Genomic DNA, 15,788 nt, shown 5'->3' with positions numbered 1-15,788 from the left:
CCCCCGTCATTCTGGAGGTATGAGCGCGAAGAAAACGCCACGAGTCGGGACGCACGGGCGGAAGCGATGGAGCGAGACGCTGACCCCCGGCCGGGTCGTCGTGGGCCTGCTCGCCGTCCTCGCGCTCGTCTTCGTCTTCCAGAACACCCAGAGCACCGAGATCCAGCTGCTGGTCTCCGAGGTCACCATGCCCCTGTGGCTGGCGCTCCTCGGGACGGGCCTGGTCGGAGCGGTGTGCGGGGCCTACTTCATGAGACGCCACAGGTGATACCCGCCCCGACGTACCGTGGCGGGGTGTCCGAGAACGTTCGTCATCTCATCGAAGGCCCCCGCGTCGTGATCCGGCGCTTCACACCCGAGGACGGTCCCGAGTTCGTCCAACGGGTGCGGGAGAGCGGGGAGCTGCACCGGCCGTGGCTGTTCCCCCCGGCGACCGAGGCCGCGTACCGCGCCTACGCGGGACGGCTGATCGAGGATCCGACCAAGGCCGGGTTCCTGGTGTGCGAGAGGGACGGCGGGGGCATCGCCGGCTTCATCAACATCAACAACATCGTGGAGGGCGGCTTCCAGAGCGGCGCCCTCGGCTACGGCGCCTTCGCCCACGCCGCCGGGCGGGGCCTGATGGGGGAGGGGCTCGCGCTGGTCGTGGAGTACGCGTTCACCTTCATGGGGCTGCACCGGCTGGAGATCAACGTGCAGCCCCAGAACGCCGCCTCCATCGCCCTCGCCCGGCGGTGCGGGTTCCGGCTGGAGGGGTTCTCACCGGACTTCCTGTTCATCGACGGTGCTTGGCGGGACCACCAGAGGTGGGCGCTCACCACGGAGATGGAGCGCCCGGCGCCGGGCGGGGGCCGCCTGCCGGAATGATCCGTTCCCGTCCCGGTGGGCGACCCCGTCGCGCAGGATGGGAGCCATGCGGAACATCGTCGTCGTGGACGCTCCCTCCAACCTCGGCCTGCGGCCGCCCGCCCCGGGAACCGTGCCCGGCTGCCACAAGCTCGCCGGCGCGCTGCGCGAACAGGGCATCGTGCGGCGACTCGCGCGCTGGAGGGCGGGGTGGTCGTGCCGCCGCGCTACGACCGGGGCGACTGGCAGGAGGGCGACGGTGTCTTCAACGCCGGGGCGATCGCCTCGTACACGCGCAGGCCGGCCGACCGGATCGAGCGGCACGTCCGGGCCGGTGAGCTGCCCGTCGTCCTCGGCGGGGACTGTTCGATCCAGCTCGGCGCCGCGCTCGCGCTGCGCCGGATCGGGCGGTACGGGCTGGTCGCCGTCGACGCCTCCGCCGATTTCCGGCACCCGGGGAACTCCGACCGGGTCGGGGCGGCCGGCGGCGAGGAGCTGGCGCTCGCCACGGGGCGCGGCCAGCCGGACCTGACCGATCTGGAAGGGCTCGGGCCCTATCTGCGCGACGAGGACGTACGGGTCTTCGGCATCCGGGACGCGTTCGAGGACGACCGCACCGAGCCGGCCGCCCTGCAGATCCCCGTCGTGACCGTCGGCGAGCTGCGCACCCAGGGCCTGCTGCGAAAGTGGCGCGTGCCGTGCGACGCCCGGCACGCACTCTCGCCGAACCGCCCGAACTGGACGGCTTCTGGGTCCACCTGGACGACGACGTCCTCGACCCGTCCGTCATGCCGGCCGTCCACAGCCCCGACCCCGACGGGCTCCTCCCCGACGAACTGACCGCGCTGCTCCGCCCGTTGGTCAGCTCACCGCACTGCGTGGGCCTCAACGTCACCATCTACGACCCGGATCTGGACCCCGACGGCACGGCGGGCGCGCTGCTCACGGACCTCGTGGTGGCCGCGTTCGCCGCCTGAGGCTCACCCGGCCGCCCGGCGGTCCGCGTACTCGTAGACCGAGCCGTCGGGGTGGACCGCGATCAGATTGCGGCCGACGGGGGTCGGGACGGGGCCGGCCAGCACCTGGGCGCCGGAGGCGGTGAGGACCCGGTTCGCCTCGTCGACGTCCTCGACCGCGATGGTCGCGGCGACCTTGCGCAGGACCTCCAGCTCCGCCTCCGGGCCGCTCATCAGCAGGAAGCAGCCGACGGCTGCGACCTGGACGCCACCGCGTTCGAAGCGCATCGCCGGTCCGCCCGAGAGTCTCTCGTAGAACGGGACCGCTGCTTCCAGGTCGTCGACGCAGATGCGGAGCGTGGTGCCGAGAATCTCCATGGTGCAGAGCCTAGTTGGGGATCCGCCCCCGGCGCATGCCGCGTTACCGGCCCGCGTTACGCGGGCACGGGCAGGGGTACCCGGGCGCAATGGACCGCTTGGATCATCTCGAACATCTGGACAAGCACCTGGTCGACGAGCTGGCGCTGGTGGCCCGCGAGACCATCCGCGACGAGCTGCGGCAGCAGACCCGCAAGCAGCGCCGCAAGGCCGCGCTGTACGCCGCGTCCGGGGCACTCGCCCTCTACGCGGGTGCCGCCCTCGCGCTGGCCCTCGGGCTGGCCCTGTCGCTGGGCCTGCCGGACTGGGCCGCCGCGCTGATCACGGCCGTGATGCTCGGTGTGGCGGCGTATGTGCTGCGAAGCGCGGCGCGTCCCTCGGCGTCCCGGCCGACGGCCGAGCACGAGGGCGAGATCGCCGGGGGCCGTGACCGGGTGGTCGGCGGCACGGCGCCGGGGATGCCCCCGGGCAGTGCGGGGCCGGCCGGATATCCGCCGGTGCCGCCCGTCGCACCCGGCGGCGCGACCGGTGCGCCGCCCCCGGCCGGTGTCGACCCCGAGGACCCGCGTCACCGGTAGCGGTGAGCGGAGGAAAGAGCAGGAAGAGCAGGAAGAGCAGGAAAGCCGAGCAGAAAAGAGAGCAGCCGAAGGAGCGGGGCCCGGACGGCAAGGACGTTCCGGGCCCCGCTCCTTGCGCACGTGCACTCGGCCCAGACGATGGGGAGAGGGAAACACCATCTGGGCCGAGAACTCGGGGGCGGTGCGGATCAGCGCTGGAGTTGCGGCAGCACCTTCGTGCGGTAGAAGTCGAAGAAGCCACGCTGGTCGGGGCCGACCTGGCTGACGTACACACGGTCGAAGCCCGCGTCGGCGAAGGCGGTCAGCTCGGCGACGTGCTCGTCGACGTCGTCGCCGCACACCGTGTTCTCGCCGACCATCTGTTCGGTGACCAGCGGCTCCAGCTGTTCGAAGAGGCTGGGCGGGGGCAGGATCTGCCCCATCTCGCCGGGCAGCAGCTGGCTCGACCGCAGGTGGCGGACGAGCCGGACCGCGGCGTCCCGGTCGGGGCCCCAGCACACCTTCGTGCCGCCGCTGACGGGGTTCGCGCCCCCGCCGCCCTGCGGTACTCGATCAGCTCGGCGGGACCGAACTCCTCGGTCGCCAGGAAGTATCCGTACTCGGGCATGGGGGTACCTCCGCGACAGGTGCGCTCGGGGCGGGCCGGTTCGCGGTCCGAGTACCCGTGGATCACGGCGGAAACCCGCGCACGATCGGGCGGACCTCCGGTTTGGGCCCGTGGACCAGGGGGACGCGGAAGGTTCGTACGCACGCGACCCGCCGGAGGCGAACCGTGAGTCGACCCCGCATCGTGATCGTCGGTGCCGGTTTCGCCGGCTACCGGACGGCCCGCACCCTCGCGCGGCTGACCCGGAACAAGGCCGACATCACCCTGCTGAACCCGACCGACTACTTCCTGTATCTGCCCCTGCTGCCCCAGGTCGCCGCCGGCATCCTGGAACCACGCCGGGTCACCGTCTCCCTCACCGGCACCCTGCCCCATGTGCGGCTGGTGCTGGGTGAGGCCGACGACATCGACCTCGACGCGCGCACCGTGCGCTACTCGGATCCCGAGGGCGGCGTCGGCACCCTCACCTACGACCGGCTGGTGCTCGCGGCCGGCAGCGTCAACAAGCTGCTGCCCATCCCCGGCGTCGCCGAGCACGCCCACGGCTTCCGGGGGCTGCCCGAGGCGCTGTACCTCAGGGACCACGTGACCCGGCAGGTGGAGCTGGCCGCCGGGAGCGAGGACCCCAAGAGCTGCGACGCGCGCTGCACCTTCGTGGTGGTCGGCGCCGGTTACACCGGGACCGAGGTCGCCGCCCATGGCCAGATCTTCACCGACGCGCTGGTGCGCAAGCAACCGCTGCGGGAGGGCATGCGACCGCGCTGGATGCTGCTCGACATCGCCGACCGCGTGCTGCCCGAGATGGACGAGAAGCTGTCGCGGACCGCCGACAAGGTGCTGCGGCAGCGGGGTGTCGACGTGCGGATGGGGACCTCCGTGAAGGAGGCCACACCGAACGGAGTGCTGCTGACCGACGGGGAGTTCGTCGACACCCGCACGCTCGTGTGGTGCGTGGGCGTACGGCCCGATCCGCTCGCCGAGTCGCTGGGGCTGCCGATGGAACGCGGCCGGCTGCTCGTCGAGCCCACGCTGCGGGTGCCGGGCCGGCCGGACGTGTTCGCCTGCGGCGACGCGGCCGCCGTACCCGACCTGACCAAGCCCGGCCAGTACACCCCGATGACCGCCCAACACGCCTGGCGGCAGGGCAAGGTGGCCGCGTACAACGTCGCCGCCTCCCTCGGCCGGGGCGAGCCCGAGCCCTACCGCCACAGCGACCTCGGCTTCGTCGTGGACCTCGGCGGGGTCAAGGCCGCCGCCAACCCGCTCGGCGTACCGCTGTCCGGGCCCCTCGCCGGAGCCGTCGCCCGCGGCTACCACCTTGCCGCCATGCCCGGCAACCGCGTCCGGGTGGCCGCCGACTGGCTCCTGGACGCCGTACTGCCGCGCCAGGGCGTCCAGTTGGGCCTCGTACGGTCCTGGTCCGTCCCCCTGGACACGGCGTCACCGGAGCTGGCCAAGGTGCCCGGCGCCCCCCAGAAGGCGAAGACGGGCGCCGACGAGTCCCCGGCCACGTCACCGGGTCAGGAGCGCGGCCCGGCGTCCGAAATTCCGCCGAAGCCCGCCGAGGGTTCAAAAGGAGAGTCATGAACAGCCGTCAACTCACCGAGCTGGCACAGCAGTTGCGGGTCGACAGCGTCCGCGCTTCGGATGCCGCAGGCTCCGGGCACCCGACGTCGTCCATGTCGGGCGCCGAGCTGATGGCGGTGCTGCTCGCGAAGCATCTGCGGTACGACTTCGAACGCCCCCAGCACCCCGCCAACGACCGGTTCGTGCTGTCCAAGGGGCACGCCTCGCCCCTGCTGTACTCCGCGTACAAGGCGGCGGGCGCGATCAGCGAGACCGAGCTGATGACCTTCCGCAAGCTGGGCAGCCGGCTGGAGGGACACCCCACGCCACGGCGGCTGCCGTGGGTGGAGACGGCCACCGGGTCGCTGGGCCAGGGACTGCCCGTCGGCGTCGGCATCGCGCTGGCCGGGAAGCGGCTGGACCGCACCGGCTACCGGGTGTGGGTGCTGTGCGGCGACAGCGAGCTCGCCGAGGGCTCGGTGTGGGAGGCCGCCGAGCACGCCGCGTACGAGCATCTCGACAATCTGACGGCGATCGTCGACGTCAACCGGCTCGGACAGCGCGGGCCCACCCGGCACGGCCACGACCTGGACGCCTACGCCCGCCGCTTCGCGGCCTTCGGCTGGCACACCATCGAGATCGACGGACACGACGTGGACGCCGTCGACCGCGCCTACGGCGAGGCCGCCTCCACCAAGGGCCAGCCCACCGTGATCCTGGCCCGCACCCTCAAGGGCAAGGGTGTCGAGGCCGTCCAGGACCGGGAGGGCCTGCACGGCAAGCCGCTCAAGGACGCCGACGAGGCGATCGCGGAACTCGGCGGGGTGCGCGACCTCCGCGTCGAGGTCCCTCAGCCGCCGGCCGCCCGGATGCTGCACGCCGTACGCACCGGGCACCTGGAACTGCCGCGCTACGAGACCGGTGACGAGGTCGCCACCCGGGACGCCTACGGGCAGGCCCTCGCCGCGCTCGGCTCCGCCCGCGGGGACGTCGTCGCCCTGGACGGCGAGGTCGGCGACTCCACCCGCTCCGAGTTCTTCGCCAAGGAGCACCCCGACCGCTACTTCGAGTGCTACATCGCCGAACAGCAGCTCGTGGCCGCCTCGGTGGGCCTCGCGGCCCGCGGCTGGGTGCCGTACGCCGCCACGTTCGCGGCGTTTCTCACCCGTGCCCACGACTTCATCCGCATGGCGTCGGTCAGCGGCTCCGGCATCAATCTCGTCGGCTCCCACGCGGGCGTCGCCATCGGCCAGGACGGGCCCTCGCAGATGGGTCTGGAGGACCTGGCGATGATGCGCTCGGTGCACGGCTCCACCGTGCTGTACCCGTGCGACGCCAACCAGACCGCCAAGCTCGTCGGCACCATGGCCGGCCTCGACGGCGTCCGCTACCTGCGCACCTCCAGGGGCGCCTCGCCCGTCCTCTACAGCCCGACCGAGGAGTTCCCGGTCGGCGGCAGCAAGGTGCTGCGTGCCTCGGACACCGACCGGCTGACGGTCGTCGCGGCCGGGGCCACCGTCCACGAGGCCCTCAACGCCGCCGACGCGCTGGACCGCGAGGGCATCCAGGTCCGGGTGATCGACCTCTACTCGGTCAAGCCCGTCGACCGCCGCACCCTGCGGGAGGCCGCCGAACGCACCGGCTGCATCCTCACCGTCGAGGACCACCACGAGGAGGGCGGCCTCGGCGACGCGGTCCTCGACGCCTTCCTCGACGGCCGCCCGGTGCCCCGCCTGGTGCGCCTGGCCGTCCGTACGATGCCGGGCTCGGCCTCGCCCGAGGAGCAGCTGCGCGAGGCGGGGATCGACGCGGAGGCCATCGCGGTGGCCGGACGGCTGCTGGTGGAGCACGCGATCACGCCCTGAGAGGAGCAGGCGATGGGGGACAGCCACACGATGCGGGTCGGTCGCCGTACCGTCGAGATCCACCGGCCGGACAAGGTGCTGTTCCCCGCCGACGGCGGCGGCAAGGAGTACACCAAGGGCGATCTCGTCGCCTACCACCGTGCCGTCGCCCCCTTCATGCTGCCCCATCTGCGCGGGCGCCCGCTGATGCTGGAACGGCACCCCGACGGGCTCGACGGGCCCATGTTCATGCAGAAGAACACCCCCGAGCACTATCCGGACCGGATCGAACGCGTCGAGGTGGCCAAGGAGGGAGGCACGGTCGTCCACCCGGTCTGCGACGACGCGGCCACCCTCGTCTACCTGGCCGACCAGGCCTGCCTCACCCTGCACCGCTGGCTCTCCCGGGCCGGGGACGTCGACCGACCCGACCGGCTCGTCATCGACCTCGACCCGTCGGTGGACGACTTCGCGCAGGTCCGGGAGGCCGCCCGGGACGTACGGGACCTGCGCGACGCGCCCAACCTGCCGTCCGTACCGATGACCACCGGCTCCCGGGGCGTCCACGTCGTCGTACCGCTGAACGGGCACGACGACTTCGACGCGGTGCGCGACTTCGCCCGGGAACTCGCCGGGGAACTCGTCCGCGCCCATCCCGAGCGGCTCACCGTCGAACCCCGCAAGAAGGACCGGGGCGACCGGCTCTACCTCGACATCCAGCGCAACGTCTACGCCCAGACCGCCGTAGCCCCCTACACCGTGCGCGCCCGCCCCGGCGCGCCCGTGGCCACGCCCCTGACCTGGGAACAGCTCGACGCCCCGGCCGTCGACGCCCGCCGATGGACCCTGGCGGACGCCGTCGACCAGGCCCGCACCGACCCCTGGGCGGGAGCCATGAGGCGGGGTCGCGCGCTCGCTCCGGCACGGCGGCTGGCCGCGTTGCGCGGTTGACGGCGCTGCGCGGCTGACCCGAAAAGGTTTGGCCAACGGACGTGTGGCCACTCGGTGTTCGAGGTGGTCATGTCGAACGCATCAAACACATCAAAAACACATAATTCGCCCACAAGGCGTGAATCGGATGAACCTGAAGAGGTGCGGGAATCGGCGGACGAGCGCCCCGGCCCCATGCAGGTGCTGCGTCATGCGCGGACCCAGCTCGCGGAGCTGACCGGCATGGCGCCCGAGTCCGTGTCGTCGTTCGAACAGTCCGAGGACGGCTGGACGCTGGAGGTCGAGGTCCTGGAGGTCGCCAGGGTCCCCGACACGATGAGCCTGCTCGCGAGCTACCGGGTGGAACTCGACCCGCAGGGCGAGCTCACCGGCTATCGGCGTGTCCGCCGTTACGAACGCGGGCGGGCGGACCCACATCGCCCCGGCGGCCGCTAGACGCCGTCCCGCTCAAGCACCCACAGGCCTCAAGCACCCACAGACAAGGAGGATCGGCCGGCATGACCGTAGTCCCGGCACAGCAGTCCGGCGGCGGAGGCGGCAGCAGCGGCCTGTACGACGTCCTGGAACTCATTCTCGACAGGGGGCTCGTCATCGACGCCTTCGTGAGGGTCTCCCTGGTCGGCATCGAGATTCTGAAGATCGACGTCCGGGTCGTGGTGGCCAGCGTCGACACCTATCTGCGCTTCGCCGAGGCGTGCAACCGGCTCGACCTGGAGGCCGGGCCGCGCAAGAACCCCGGCCTGCCGGACCTCGTCGGTGAGATCACCGAGTCCGGCGCGCGTGGCAAGTCCAAGGGGGCGCTGTCCGGCGCCGCCGAGACGATCTCCGACGCGTTCAAGCAGGCCCGCGAGGAGGGCCAGTCCGAGTCGCGGCCGCGGGCCCGCAAGACCACGAGCTCGCGCAAGAGGGAGGAACAGGAGTGAGCACGTACGTCTACGGCATCACCGCGAGCTCGCACCCCGGCCTCCCGGAGGGCATGGGCGGAGTGGGAGATCCCGCGCGCCCGGTGCGCATCCTGAAGGAGGGCGAGCTGGCGGCGATCGTCAGCGAGGCCCCCGAGGGGCTGCGCCCCAAGCGCAAGGATCTGCTCGCCCACCAGAACGTCCTGAGCGAGGCGGGCGCGGGCGGCCCCCTGCTGCCCATGCGGTTCGGCAGTGTCGCCCCGGACGACGCGTCCGTCACCGGGGTGCTCGCCGAACGCGCGGAGCACTACCGGGAACGGCTCGGTGCCCTCGACGGCAAGGTCGAGTACAACGTGAAGGCCAGCCACGACGAAGAGGCCGTGCTGCACCGCGTGATGGGGGAGAACCCCGAGCTGCGCGCCATGACCGAGGCCAACCGGCAGGCGGGCGGCGGTACTTACGAGGACCGGCTGCGGCTCGGCGAGATGGTCGTCGCCGCCGTGCAGGCCCGGGAGGCCGACGACGCGGCGGAGTTGTGGCAGGCGCTGGAGCCGGCCGCCGAGGCCGTCAGCGCGGGCCCCGAGTCGACCGGCTGGCCGGCCAATCTGTCGTTCCTCGTGGGCCGGGACTCGGCGGCGGTCTTCCTCGACGCCGTGGATGAGGTCCGCAAGAGCCATCCGCACATCGAGGTACGGGTGAACGGGCCGCTGCCGCCGTACAGCTTCGTCGAACCGGGGCCGGCGCAGCCCGCGGAGCCCGCGGAGACGACGCACTGACAGCGCGCGACGGCCGAGGAGGCGAGTGCATGGGACTGATCACAGAGGTACTGCTGCTGCCGTTCGCGCCGGTGCGCGGCAGCCTCTGGACGGTGAGACAGGTGCTCACCGAGGCCGAGCGCCAGTACTACGACCCGGCGTCCGTCCGCGCCGATCTCGCCCGCCTCGAGCATCGGCTCGAAGCGGGCGAGATCGATGAGGAGGAGTTCGACCGCCTGGAGGACGAGCTCCTCGACCGGCTGGAGATCAGCACGCAGAGGAGCACAGGAACCGGCAACGGGACGACACAATGAATCGAATAGGACTGGGCCTCGCCGTAGGGGCCGGATACGTCCTCGGACGTACCAAGAAGATGAAACTCGCGTTCGCCGTCGGCACCATGGTGGCCGGCAAGCGGATGCACCTCAGCCCGCGGGCGCTCGCGGAGCTGGTGTCCCAGCAGCTGCAGAACAACCCGCAGTTCAAGGAGCTGGGGGACCAGCTGCGCGAAGACCTGCGCGGTGCTGGCAAGGCGGCCACCGGTGCGCTGGTGGAGCGGCAGATCGAAGGGATCGCCGGCCGTCTGCACGGGCGCACCTCGCAGGTGCGCGACCAGCTCGCCGGGGTGACGCCGGATGCGTCGGGGCGCGACGAGGACGAGGACCGCGAGCCCGAGGACCGCGAGCCCGAGGACTCGGGACCCGACCGCGAGTCCGACGAGCGGTCGAGGCGCTCCCCGCGCGGGCAGGCGGCGAAGAAGCCCCCGCCCAAGAAGGCCGCCGCCAAGAAGACGGCCGCCAAGAGGACCGCCCCGGCGAAGAAGGCGGCTCAGACGAAGAGGACCGCACCGGCGAAGAGGACCGCACCGGCCAAGAAGGCTGCTCGCAAGGCCACGCGGTCACGGACGACGAGGGGAGGCGACGGTGATGACTGAGACCCTCGGAACGGCGACCGGCCGCGCTACCGGCGAGGCGGCGGACCGGGCGAAGGACGCGACGAAGAGCAATCCGCTCTCCGACGTCGCCCACAGCGAGGCCGTCGATCACCTCAAGGCCGAGGCCCAGGAGTATCTGGCCGCCCAGGTCCAGCGGCTCCTCGTCGGCGCCGGCCGCAAACTCGGCGAGACGACCGGCAAGCTCAACGACATCGCCGACGGCAACAGCCCCGGCTTCGCCAAGCTGGCCCTCGACGGCGGCCGCAAGCTCGCCGAGGGCAAGGGGCCGCTGCGCACCGCTCTGGAGGTGGGCGCGGGCCGCGCCAAGGACAACGTGCTCGGCGGGCTCAAGAATCTCTTCGGCGGCAAGGACAAGGGCAAGGGCAAGGGCGGCTCGGGCAGCAAGCCCACGGTGATCATCGAGTCCATCGACGTCGGGGTGCCGCTGCGCACCGCGTACGACCAGTGGACCCAGTACCAGAGCTTCAGCACCTTCGCCAAGGGGGTGAAGAGCGCCAACCGGGCCGACGACACCCACTCCGACTGGCAGCTGAAGGTCTTCTGGTCCAACCGCAGCTGGAAGGCCCACACCACCGAACAGGTGCCCGACCAGCGGATCACCTGGACGTCGGAGGGCGCCAAGGGCACCACGAAGGGCGCGGTCACCTTCCACTCCCTCGCCGACGACCTCACGCGGGTCCTGCTGGTGATGGAGTACTACCCGCAGGGCCTCTTCGAGAAGACCGGCAACATCTGGCGCGCCCAGGGCCGCCGGGCCCGGCTCGACCTCAAGAACTTCGCCCGATTCATCACTCTCAGGGGCGAGGCCGAGGACGGCTGGCGCGGCGAGATCCGCGACGGCGACGTCGTCGTCAGCCACGAGGACGCCCTCGCCGAGGAGGAGCGGGAGGACGAGGAGCAGGAGGAGCTGCCCGACGACGAGGCGTCGGAGGACGGCGAGGCCGAGGGCGAGTACGAGGAGGACGAGGACGCCGACGAGGCCGAGCCGGACGAGTACGAGGAGGCCGAAGGGTACGTCGAAGAGGACGAGGAAGGCGACCTGGAGGACCCGGAAGAGGTACCGGAGGAGGCGTACGAGGACGTTCCCGAGGCCGAGGACGACGCCGAGGAGGACAGTGAGGAGGAACCGTACGAGGATGAGGACGAGGAGCGGGCCGCCGTGGGCGGGAGTCGACGATGACGTTCCCGAGCCGAGTCCCCGAGCCGTACGGGCAGAACGGGAGTGCCAACCTGGCCGACATCCTGGAGCGCGTCCTCGACAAGGGCCTGGTGATCGCGGGTGACATCCGCATCAACCTGCTCGACATCGAACTGCTCACCATCAAGCTGCGCCTGATCGTCGCCTCCGTCGACAAGGCCAAGGAGATGGGGATCGACTGGTGGGAGACCGACCCGGCGCTGTCGTCCAACGCCCGCCGCGACGAACTCTCCCGTGAGAACGCCGAGTTGCGCGCCCGGCTCGCGGAGCTGGACGACGGCGGGTACCGGCGGGAGCCGGAGTCGGCCATCGGACGCGGCCGCGCCAGAGAGGAGCCCTCATGACCGGACTGCGGTATGTGTACGCCGTCTGCCGCCCCTTCGACGCGGCGCTCCAGTCCCAGCTCAAAGGGGTCGCGGGCGCGCCGCCCCGGCAGCTGCGCCACCACGATCTGATCGCCGTGGTCAGCGAGGTGCCGGAGCGCGACTTCGCGGAGCAGCCGCTCCGCGCCCATCTGGAGGACCTGGACTGGCTGACGGAGACCGCCCGGGCCCACCAGAGCGTGATCGACGCCCTCACCGTGGTCACCACGCCCCTGCCGCTCCGGCTCGGCACCGTCTTCCGCGACGACAGCGGCGTACGGGTCATGCTGGAGGCCCGCGAGGAGGGCTTCCGGCGCACTCTGGACCGGCTCTCGGGCCGGGTGGAGTGGGGCGTCAAGGTCTACGCGGAGTCCGAGGAGCGGGAGGAGGCCCAGGCGCCCGCGAAGGTCTCCAGCGGGCGGGACTATCTGCGGCAGCGGCGGCGGAGCCACCGGGCCCACGAGGAGTTGTGGGAGAACGCCGACCGGTTCGCCCGCCGGCTGCACGAAACTCTCGCGCAATTCGCCGAGGACACCCGGCTGCACGCCCCGCAGAATTCCGCGCTCTCCGGAGTTCCCGGACGCAATGTGCTGAACGCGGCCTATCTGGTGCCGCGCGCGCATTCCGAGGAGTTCGTGGAACTGGTGGACCGCACGAAGGGCGAGGAACCGGGATTGCGGGTGGAACTGACCGGGCCGTGGGCCGCCTATTCCTTCAGCGGGGAGACCGGCACGGGGGAGGAGAGCACGTGACCGTGATCGAACGTCGTGAGGTCGCCCTCGTCGACCTCCTCGACCGGCTGCTGGCCGGCGGGGTCGTCATCACCGGGGACCTCACCCTGCGCATCGCGGACGTCGACCTCGTCCGCATCGATCTGAACGCGCTGATCAGCTCCGTGAACGCACAGGTCCCGTCGCCTTGGGGAGGAGCCGAGTGACCGGCCGCAACCGTCTCGAACTGGAGCCCGACACGGTCGAGAGGGACCTGGTCAAGCTGGTCCTGACCGTCGTCGAGCTGCTCCGTCAGCTCATGGAGCGGCAGGCTCTGCGGCGCTTCGACACCGGTGAGCTGTCGGAGGACCAGGAGGAGCGCATCGGGCTCACGCTGATGCTGCTGGACGAGCGTATGACCGAGCTGCGCGAGCGCTACGGGCTGCGGCCCGAGGACCTGAATCTGGACCTCGGGCCGCTCGGACCGTTGCTACCGCGGGAGTGACGTCACCACCTGTACCAGCGGCTCCTTCCTCCGGAGGCGGACGTGCCGCGCAGCAGGAAGCCGAGGAGCCACAGCACCAGGACGGCCAGGGCGATGTACCAGAGAACCTTCACCGCGAATCCGGCGCCGAAGAGCACCAGAATCAGAAGCAGTACCAACAGGATGGGAACCATTATGCGAACCTCCTGATGGTCCGGGTTACCAGAATTCCCGCTTTCAGGCCGCCTCACGGCAGAGAATTTCTCCGTGGAGTACAGCGAACCAGCCGTCCTCCTGCTCTCCCCATTCCCGCCAGGAATCCGCGATCGCCCGCAATTGCCCGGCCGCGGCATGGCCGCCCTCGGTGGCCCGGTCGGCGTAGGCGGAGGCAACCGTCCGGTCCGCCCACAGTCCGCTCCACCACGCCCGTTCCCGAGCCGTGGCGTAGGTCCAGGTGGCGGAGGTGGCCGTGATGTCGGTGAGCCCGGCGCGCAGCGCCCAGGACTTCAGCCGGCGCCCCGCGTCGGGCTCACCGCCGTTGGCGCGCGCGACCCGGCGGTACAGGTCCAGCCAGTCGTCCATGCCGGCCGACTCGGGGTACCAGGTCATCGCGGCGTAGTCCGAGTCGCGGACGGCGAGGATCCCGCCGGGCCTGGTCACCCGGCGCATCTCGCGCAGTGCCTGCACCGGATCGCCGACGTGCTGGAGTACCTGGTGGGCGTGGACCACGCAGAAGCTGTCGTCCGGGAAGTCCAGGGCGTGGACGTCCGCGACGGCGAAGTCCACGTTCTCCAGGCCGCGTTCGGCGGCCGTGGCCCGGGCCTGGTCCAGGATGCCGGGCGCGTGGTCGACACCGGTGACATGGCCGTCCTGGACCAGGGCGGCCAGGTCCGCGGTGATGGTGCCCGGACCGCAGCCGATGTCCAGGACCTTCATGTGCGGCTTCAGTGAACCGAGGAGGTAGGCCGCCGAGTTGGCGGCCGTGCGCCAGGTGTGTGAGCGCAGCACCGACTCGTGGTGCCCGTGCGTGTAGACGGCGGTCTCCTGTGCCTTCGGCATGGCCGTTCCCCTTCCGCGAGGGCCGCGACAACCGCGGGTTCGTCCTCGAACCGTACGCGGGTCCCCCGAATAGTGAGACCGCCGTCTTGAATTGTGGACACTCGGTGCGTGGGTGGCGGAGGGGGTCAGCGCATCGGTACGGGCCGGTACACCGTCAGGGCCTCCGGGATCTTCCGGAGCGTCAGATCGCCCTTCACCTCGGTGACTTCGCCGTCGTACGCGAGGAGGGCGCCCGGCGCGATGCCGTCCACCCGGAGCCGCCGTACGTGGACCGCCGCATGGGCCGGGCTCCGGGGCAGCGGGCCCGCGGCAGCCGCGGCCAGTAGTCGCAGGGCCGGGCGGCGGCCGCCGTGCACGACACGGACGTCCAGCAGCCCGTCGGCCAGGTCGAAGCGCCGGGCCGGGGCGAGGCCCAGCCGGCGGTAGGTGCCGTTGCCCGCGAAGAGCAGCCAGATCGGACGGGGCCGGCCCTCGAAGGTGGCCTGGAGCGGATGCCGGTCGGAGCGCAGGACCCGCAGGGCCGCGATGACCCCCGCCGGCCAGCCGCCGAGCGCCTTCTCCCAGCGCTCGCGCTCACGCACCAGGTCGGGGTAGACACCGAGGCTGAAGGTGTTGAGGAAGTGGCCCTCCGTGTCGCCGGTGGTGAAGTGCCCGAGGTCCACCCTGACGGCCTCGCCCTGGCGCACCGCGCGGCCCAGGTCGCGTACGTCCTCCACGCCGAGGTCGTACGCGAAGTGGTTGAGGGTGCCGCCGGGCAGGACGGCGAGGGGGATTCCATGGCGCAGGGCCACCTCGGCGGCGGAGTTCACCGTGCCGTCGCCGCCGCACACGCCGAGCACCCGGGCCCGGGTGGCGGCCTTCTCCAGCTCGGCGCGCACATCCTCCGGCTCGCACTCCACGGTCTCGGCCCCGGGCAGCACGTCCCGCAGGGCGCGCACCCGGTCCGACGTGCCGGAGGCGCGGTTGGCGACCACGACCAGACCCTCGCCGTCCGGCAGGGCGGGCGCGTCCACGTAGGGGCGGCCGGGCGGCGGCAGCCGGTCGCGGGTGGGCACCATGCCCCGCACGGCGTAGGCGGCGCCCACGCCCAGGGCGGCGCCCACCAGGACGTCGCTCGGGAAGTGCACGCCGGTGTACACGCGGGACAGCGCCACCGCGGTGGCCAGCGGGGCGACCGCGGCGCCCCAGCCGCGCGACTCCAGGGCGACACCGGCGGCGAAGGCGGCGGCGGAGGCGGAGTGGCCCGACGGGAACGACGTGGTGATCGGCTGGCGCTTCAGCTGACGGGTCAGCGGCACGTTGTGCAGGGCCGGGCGGGGGCGGCGGATCGAGCGCTTGCCGAGGGTGTTGATGGTCGCCGAGGCGAGCGCGAGCGAGGCGACGCCCCGGACGGCCGCCCTGCGGGCCCGCGGACTCCGGGTCGCCGCGATCGCCGCCGCCGTGGCGAACCACAGCACCCCGTGGTTCGCGGCCCGGCTCAGCTTCGGCAGGAGGGGATGGGCACCCGGCCAGTCGCGGGTCGCCACCGCGTCGAAGAGGCGGCTGTCCGCGGCGAGGAAACGGTCGCGGAGGATGTGGTGGCCCGGGGGGCGGACGGTGAGGTCGACGTCTGGGGTCATGGGTCCACGGGTACCCCA

20 protein-coding genes and 2 pseudogenes are annotated in these 15,788 nt (G+C 71.9%); 17 read left to right on the top strand and 5 right to left on the bottom strand.

Annotated features, from left to right (window positions below; genetic code table 11):
- The first annotated feature begins 19 nt into the window (after positions 1 to 19).
- The 3 genes and pseudogenes from P8T65_RS08340 to P8T65_RS08330 all read left to right on the top strand — a co-directional run bounded on the left by P8T65_RS08340 (position 20) and on the right by P8T65_RS08330 (position 1,823).
- Positions 20 to 268: a LapA family protein gene (locus P8T65_RS08340; RefSeq protein WP_316724723.1), complete on the top strand. Its 249-nt coding sequence runs from the start codon at positions 20 to 22 to the stop codon at positions 266 to 268.
- Positions 269 to 294: 26 nt separating this feature from the next.
- A complete protein-coding gene (locus tag P8T65_RS08335) occupies positions 295 to 867 on the top strand; it encodes a GNAT family N-acetyltransferase (protein WP_316724722.1) in 573 nt (190 codons plus the stop codon).
- A 46-nt stretch (positions 868 to 913) separates the two neighbouring features.
- Positions 914 to 1,823 (top strand): annotated as a pseudogene (locus P8T65_RS08330) (arginase family protein).
- 3 nt (positions 1,824 to 1,826) lie between these two features.
- Here P8T65_RS08330 and P8T65_RS08325 read toward each other — a convergent pair.
- A complete protein-coding gene (locus tag P8T65_RS08325; protein ID WP_316724721.1) occupies positions 1,827 to 2,180 on the bottom strand; it encodes a VOC family protein in 354 nt (117 codons plus the stop codon).
- 89 nt (positions 2,181 to 2,269) lie between these two features.
- Between P8T65_RS08325 and P8T65_RS08320 the strand changes: the two genes are divergently transcribed.
- A complete protein-coding gene (locus P8T65_RS08320; RefSeq protein WP_316724720.1) occupies positions 2,270 to 2,758 on the top strand; it encodes a phage holin family protein in 489 nt (162 codons plus the stop codon).
- A 188-nt stretch (positions 2,759 to 2,946) separates the two neighbouring features.
- Here the strand turns inward: P8T65_RS08320 and P8T65_RS08315 are convergent.
- Positions 2,947 to 3,300 (bottom strand): annotated as a pseudogene (locus P8T65_RS08315) (LLM class F420-dependent oxidoreductase); the annotation flags it as partial.
- Between the two features lie 230 nt (positions 3,301 to 3,530).
- Here P8T65_RS08315 and P8T65_RS08310 point away from each other — a divergent pair.
- The 13 genes from P8T65_RS08310 to P8T65_RS08250 all read left to right on the top strand — a co-directional run bounded on the left by P8T65_RS08310 (position 3,531) and on the right by P8T65_RS08250 (position 13,113).
- Positions 3,531 to 4,952, top strand: a complete 1,422-nt coding sequence (locus P8T65_RS08310) for an NAD(P)/FAD-dependent oxidoreductase (RefSeq protein WP_316724719.1) — start codon at positions 3,531 to 3,533, stop codon at positions 4,950 to 4,952.
- Complete coding sequence (locus P8T65_RS08305; protein ID WP_316724718.1) at positions 4,949 to 6,796, top strand: transketolase; 1,848 nt, start codon at positions 4,949 to 4,951, stop codon at positions 6,794 to 6,796. The genes P8T65_RS08310 and P8T65_RS08305 overlap by 4 nt, the downstream gene beginning before the upstream one ends.
- Positions 6,797 to 6,808: 12 nt before the next feature.
- Positions 6,809 to 7,726, top strand: coding sequence for a non-homologous end-joining DNA ligase (gene ligD / locus P8T65_RS08300; protein WP_316724716.1), 918 nt, complete (start codon positions 6,809 to 6,811; stop codon positions 7,724 to 7,726).
- Positions 7,727 to 7,795: 69 nt separating this feature from the next.
- Positions 7,796 to 8,161: a gas vesicle protein gene (locus P8T65_RS08295; RefSeq protein WP_316731518.1), complete on the top strand. Its 366-nt coding sequence runs from the start codon at positions 7,796 to 7,798 to the stop codon at positions 8,159 to 8,161.
- A 62-nt stretch (positions 8,162 to 8,223) separates the two neighbouring features.
- Entirely contained in the window at positions 8,224 to 8,649 is a 426-nt protein-coding gene (locus P8T65_RS08290) for a gas vesicle structural protein GvpA (protein WP_033529797.1), read from the top strand.
- Positions 8,646 to 9,404 carry a GvpL/GvpF family gas vesicle protein gene (locus tag P8T65_RS08285; RefSeq protein ID WP_316724715.1) on the top strand — a complete coding sequence of 253 codons (759 nt, stop codon included), beginning with the start codon at positions 8,646 to 8,648 and terminating at the stop codon, positions 9,402 to 9,404. Before P8T65_RS08290 ends, P8T65_RS08285 begins: the two co-directional genes overlap by 4 nt.
- Positions 9,405 to 9,433: 29 nt before the next feature.
- Entirely contained in the window at positions 9,434 to 9,697 is a 264-nt protein-coding gene (locus tag P8T65_RS08280; protein WP_316724713.1) for a gas vesicle protein GvpG, read from the top strand.
- Positions 9,694 to 10,317, top strand: a complete 624-nt coding sequence (locus P8T65_RS08275; protein ID WP_316724712.1) for a DNA primase — start codon at positions 9,694 to 9,696, stop codon at positions 10,315 to 10,317. Before P8T65_RS08280 ends, P8T65_RS08275 begins: the two co-directional genes overlap by 4 nt.
- Positions 10,310 to 11,518: an SRPBCC family protein gene (locus tag P8T65_RS08270; RefSeq protein WP_316724711.1), complete on the top strand. Its 1,209-nt coding sequence runs from the start codon at positions 10,310 to 10,312 to the stop codon at positions 11,516 to 11,518. Before P8T65_RS08275 ends, P8T65_RS08270 begins: the two co-directional genes overlap by 8 nt.
- Positions 11,515 to 11,880 (top strand): gas vesicle protein, encoded by a 366-nt coding sequence (locus P8T65_RS08265; RefSeq protein WP_316724710.1) that lies wholly within the window; start codon positions 11,515 to 11,517, stop codon positions 11,878 to 11,880. Before P8T65_RS08270 ends, P8T65_RS08265 begins: the two co-directional genes overlap by 4 nt.
- The gene (locus P8T65_RS08260) at positions 11,877 to 12,650 is read left to right on the top strand and encodes a GvpL/GvpF family gas vesicle protein (RefSeq protein ID WP_316724709.1); all 774 of its coding nucleotides are present in this window, start codon (positions 11,877 to 11,879) and stop codon (positions 12,648 to 12,650) included. The genes P8T65_RS08265 and P8T65_RS08260 overlap by 4 nt, the downstream gene beginning before the upstream one ends.
- Complete coding sequence (locus tag P8T65_RS08255; RefSeq protein ID WP_316724708.1) at positions 12,647 to 12,835, top strand: gas vesicle protein; 189 nt, start codon at positions 12,647 to 12,649, stop codon at positions 12,833 to 12,835. The genes P8T65_RS08260 and P8T65_RS08255 overlap by 4 nt, the downstream gene beginning before the upstream one ends.
- The gene (locus P8T65_RS08250) at positions 12,832 to 13,113 is read left to right on the top strand and encodes a gas vesicle protein K (RefSeq protein ID WP_316724707.1); all 282 of its coding nucleotides are present in this window, start codon (positions 12,832 to 12,834) and stop codon (positions 13,111 to 13,113) included. Before P8T65_RS08255 ends, P8T65_RS08250 begins: the two co-directional genes overlap by 4 nt.
- A 2-nt stretch (positions 13,114 to 13,115) precedes the next feature.
- Here the strand turns inward: P8T65_RS08250 and P8T65_RS08245 are convergent, their stop codons facing one another.
- The 3 genes from P8T65_RS08245 to P8T65_RS08235 all read right to left on the bottom strand — a co-directional run bounded on the left by P8T65_RS08245 (position 13,116) and on the right by P8T65_RS08235 (position 15,770).
- Positions 13,116 to 13,286, bottom strand: a complete 171-nt coding sequence (locus P8T65_RS08245) for a hydrophobic protein (RefSeq protein ID WP_316724706.1) — start codon at positions 13,284 to 13,286, stop codon at positions 13,116 to 13,118.
- 43 nt (positions 13,287 to 13,329) lie between these two features.
- Entirely contained in the window at positions 13,330 to 14,151 is an 822-nt protein-coding gene (locus P8T65_RS08240) for a class I SAM-dependent methyltransferase (RefSeq protein WP_316724704.1), read from the bottom strand.
- A gap of 125 nt (positions 14,152 to 14,276) precedes the next feature.
- Positions 14,277 to 15,770, bottom strand: a complete 1,494-nt coding sequence (locus P8T65_RS08235; protein WP_316724702.1) for a phosphatase PAP2 family protein — start codon at positions 15,768 to 15,770, stop codon at positions 14,277 to 14,279.
- Between the last annotated feature and the right edge of the window lie 18 nt (positions 15,771 to 15,788).

Origin of the sequence: Streptomyces sp. 11x1 (assembly GCF_032598905.1) — a bacterium.
Taxonomy (GTDB): domain Bacteria; phylum Actinomycetota; class Actinomycetes; order Streptomycetales; family Streptomycetaceae; genus Streptomyces.
The sequence above is the reverse complement of the archived record's forward strand: the minus strand, read 5'-3'. Positions and strand labels throughout refer to the sequence as shown.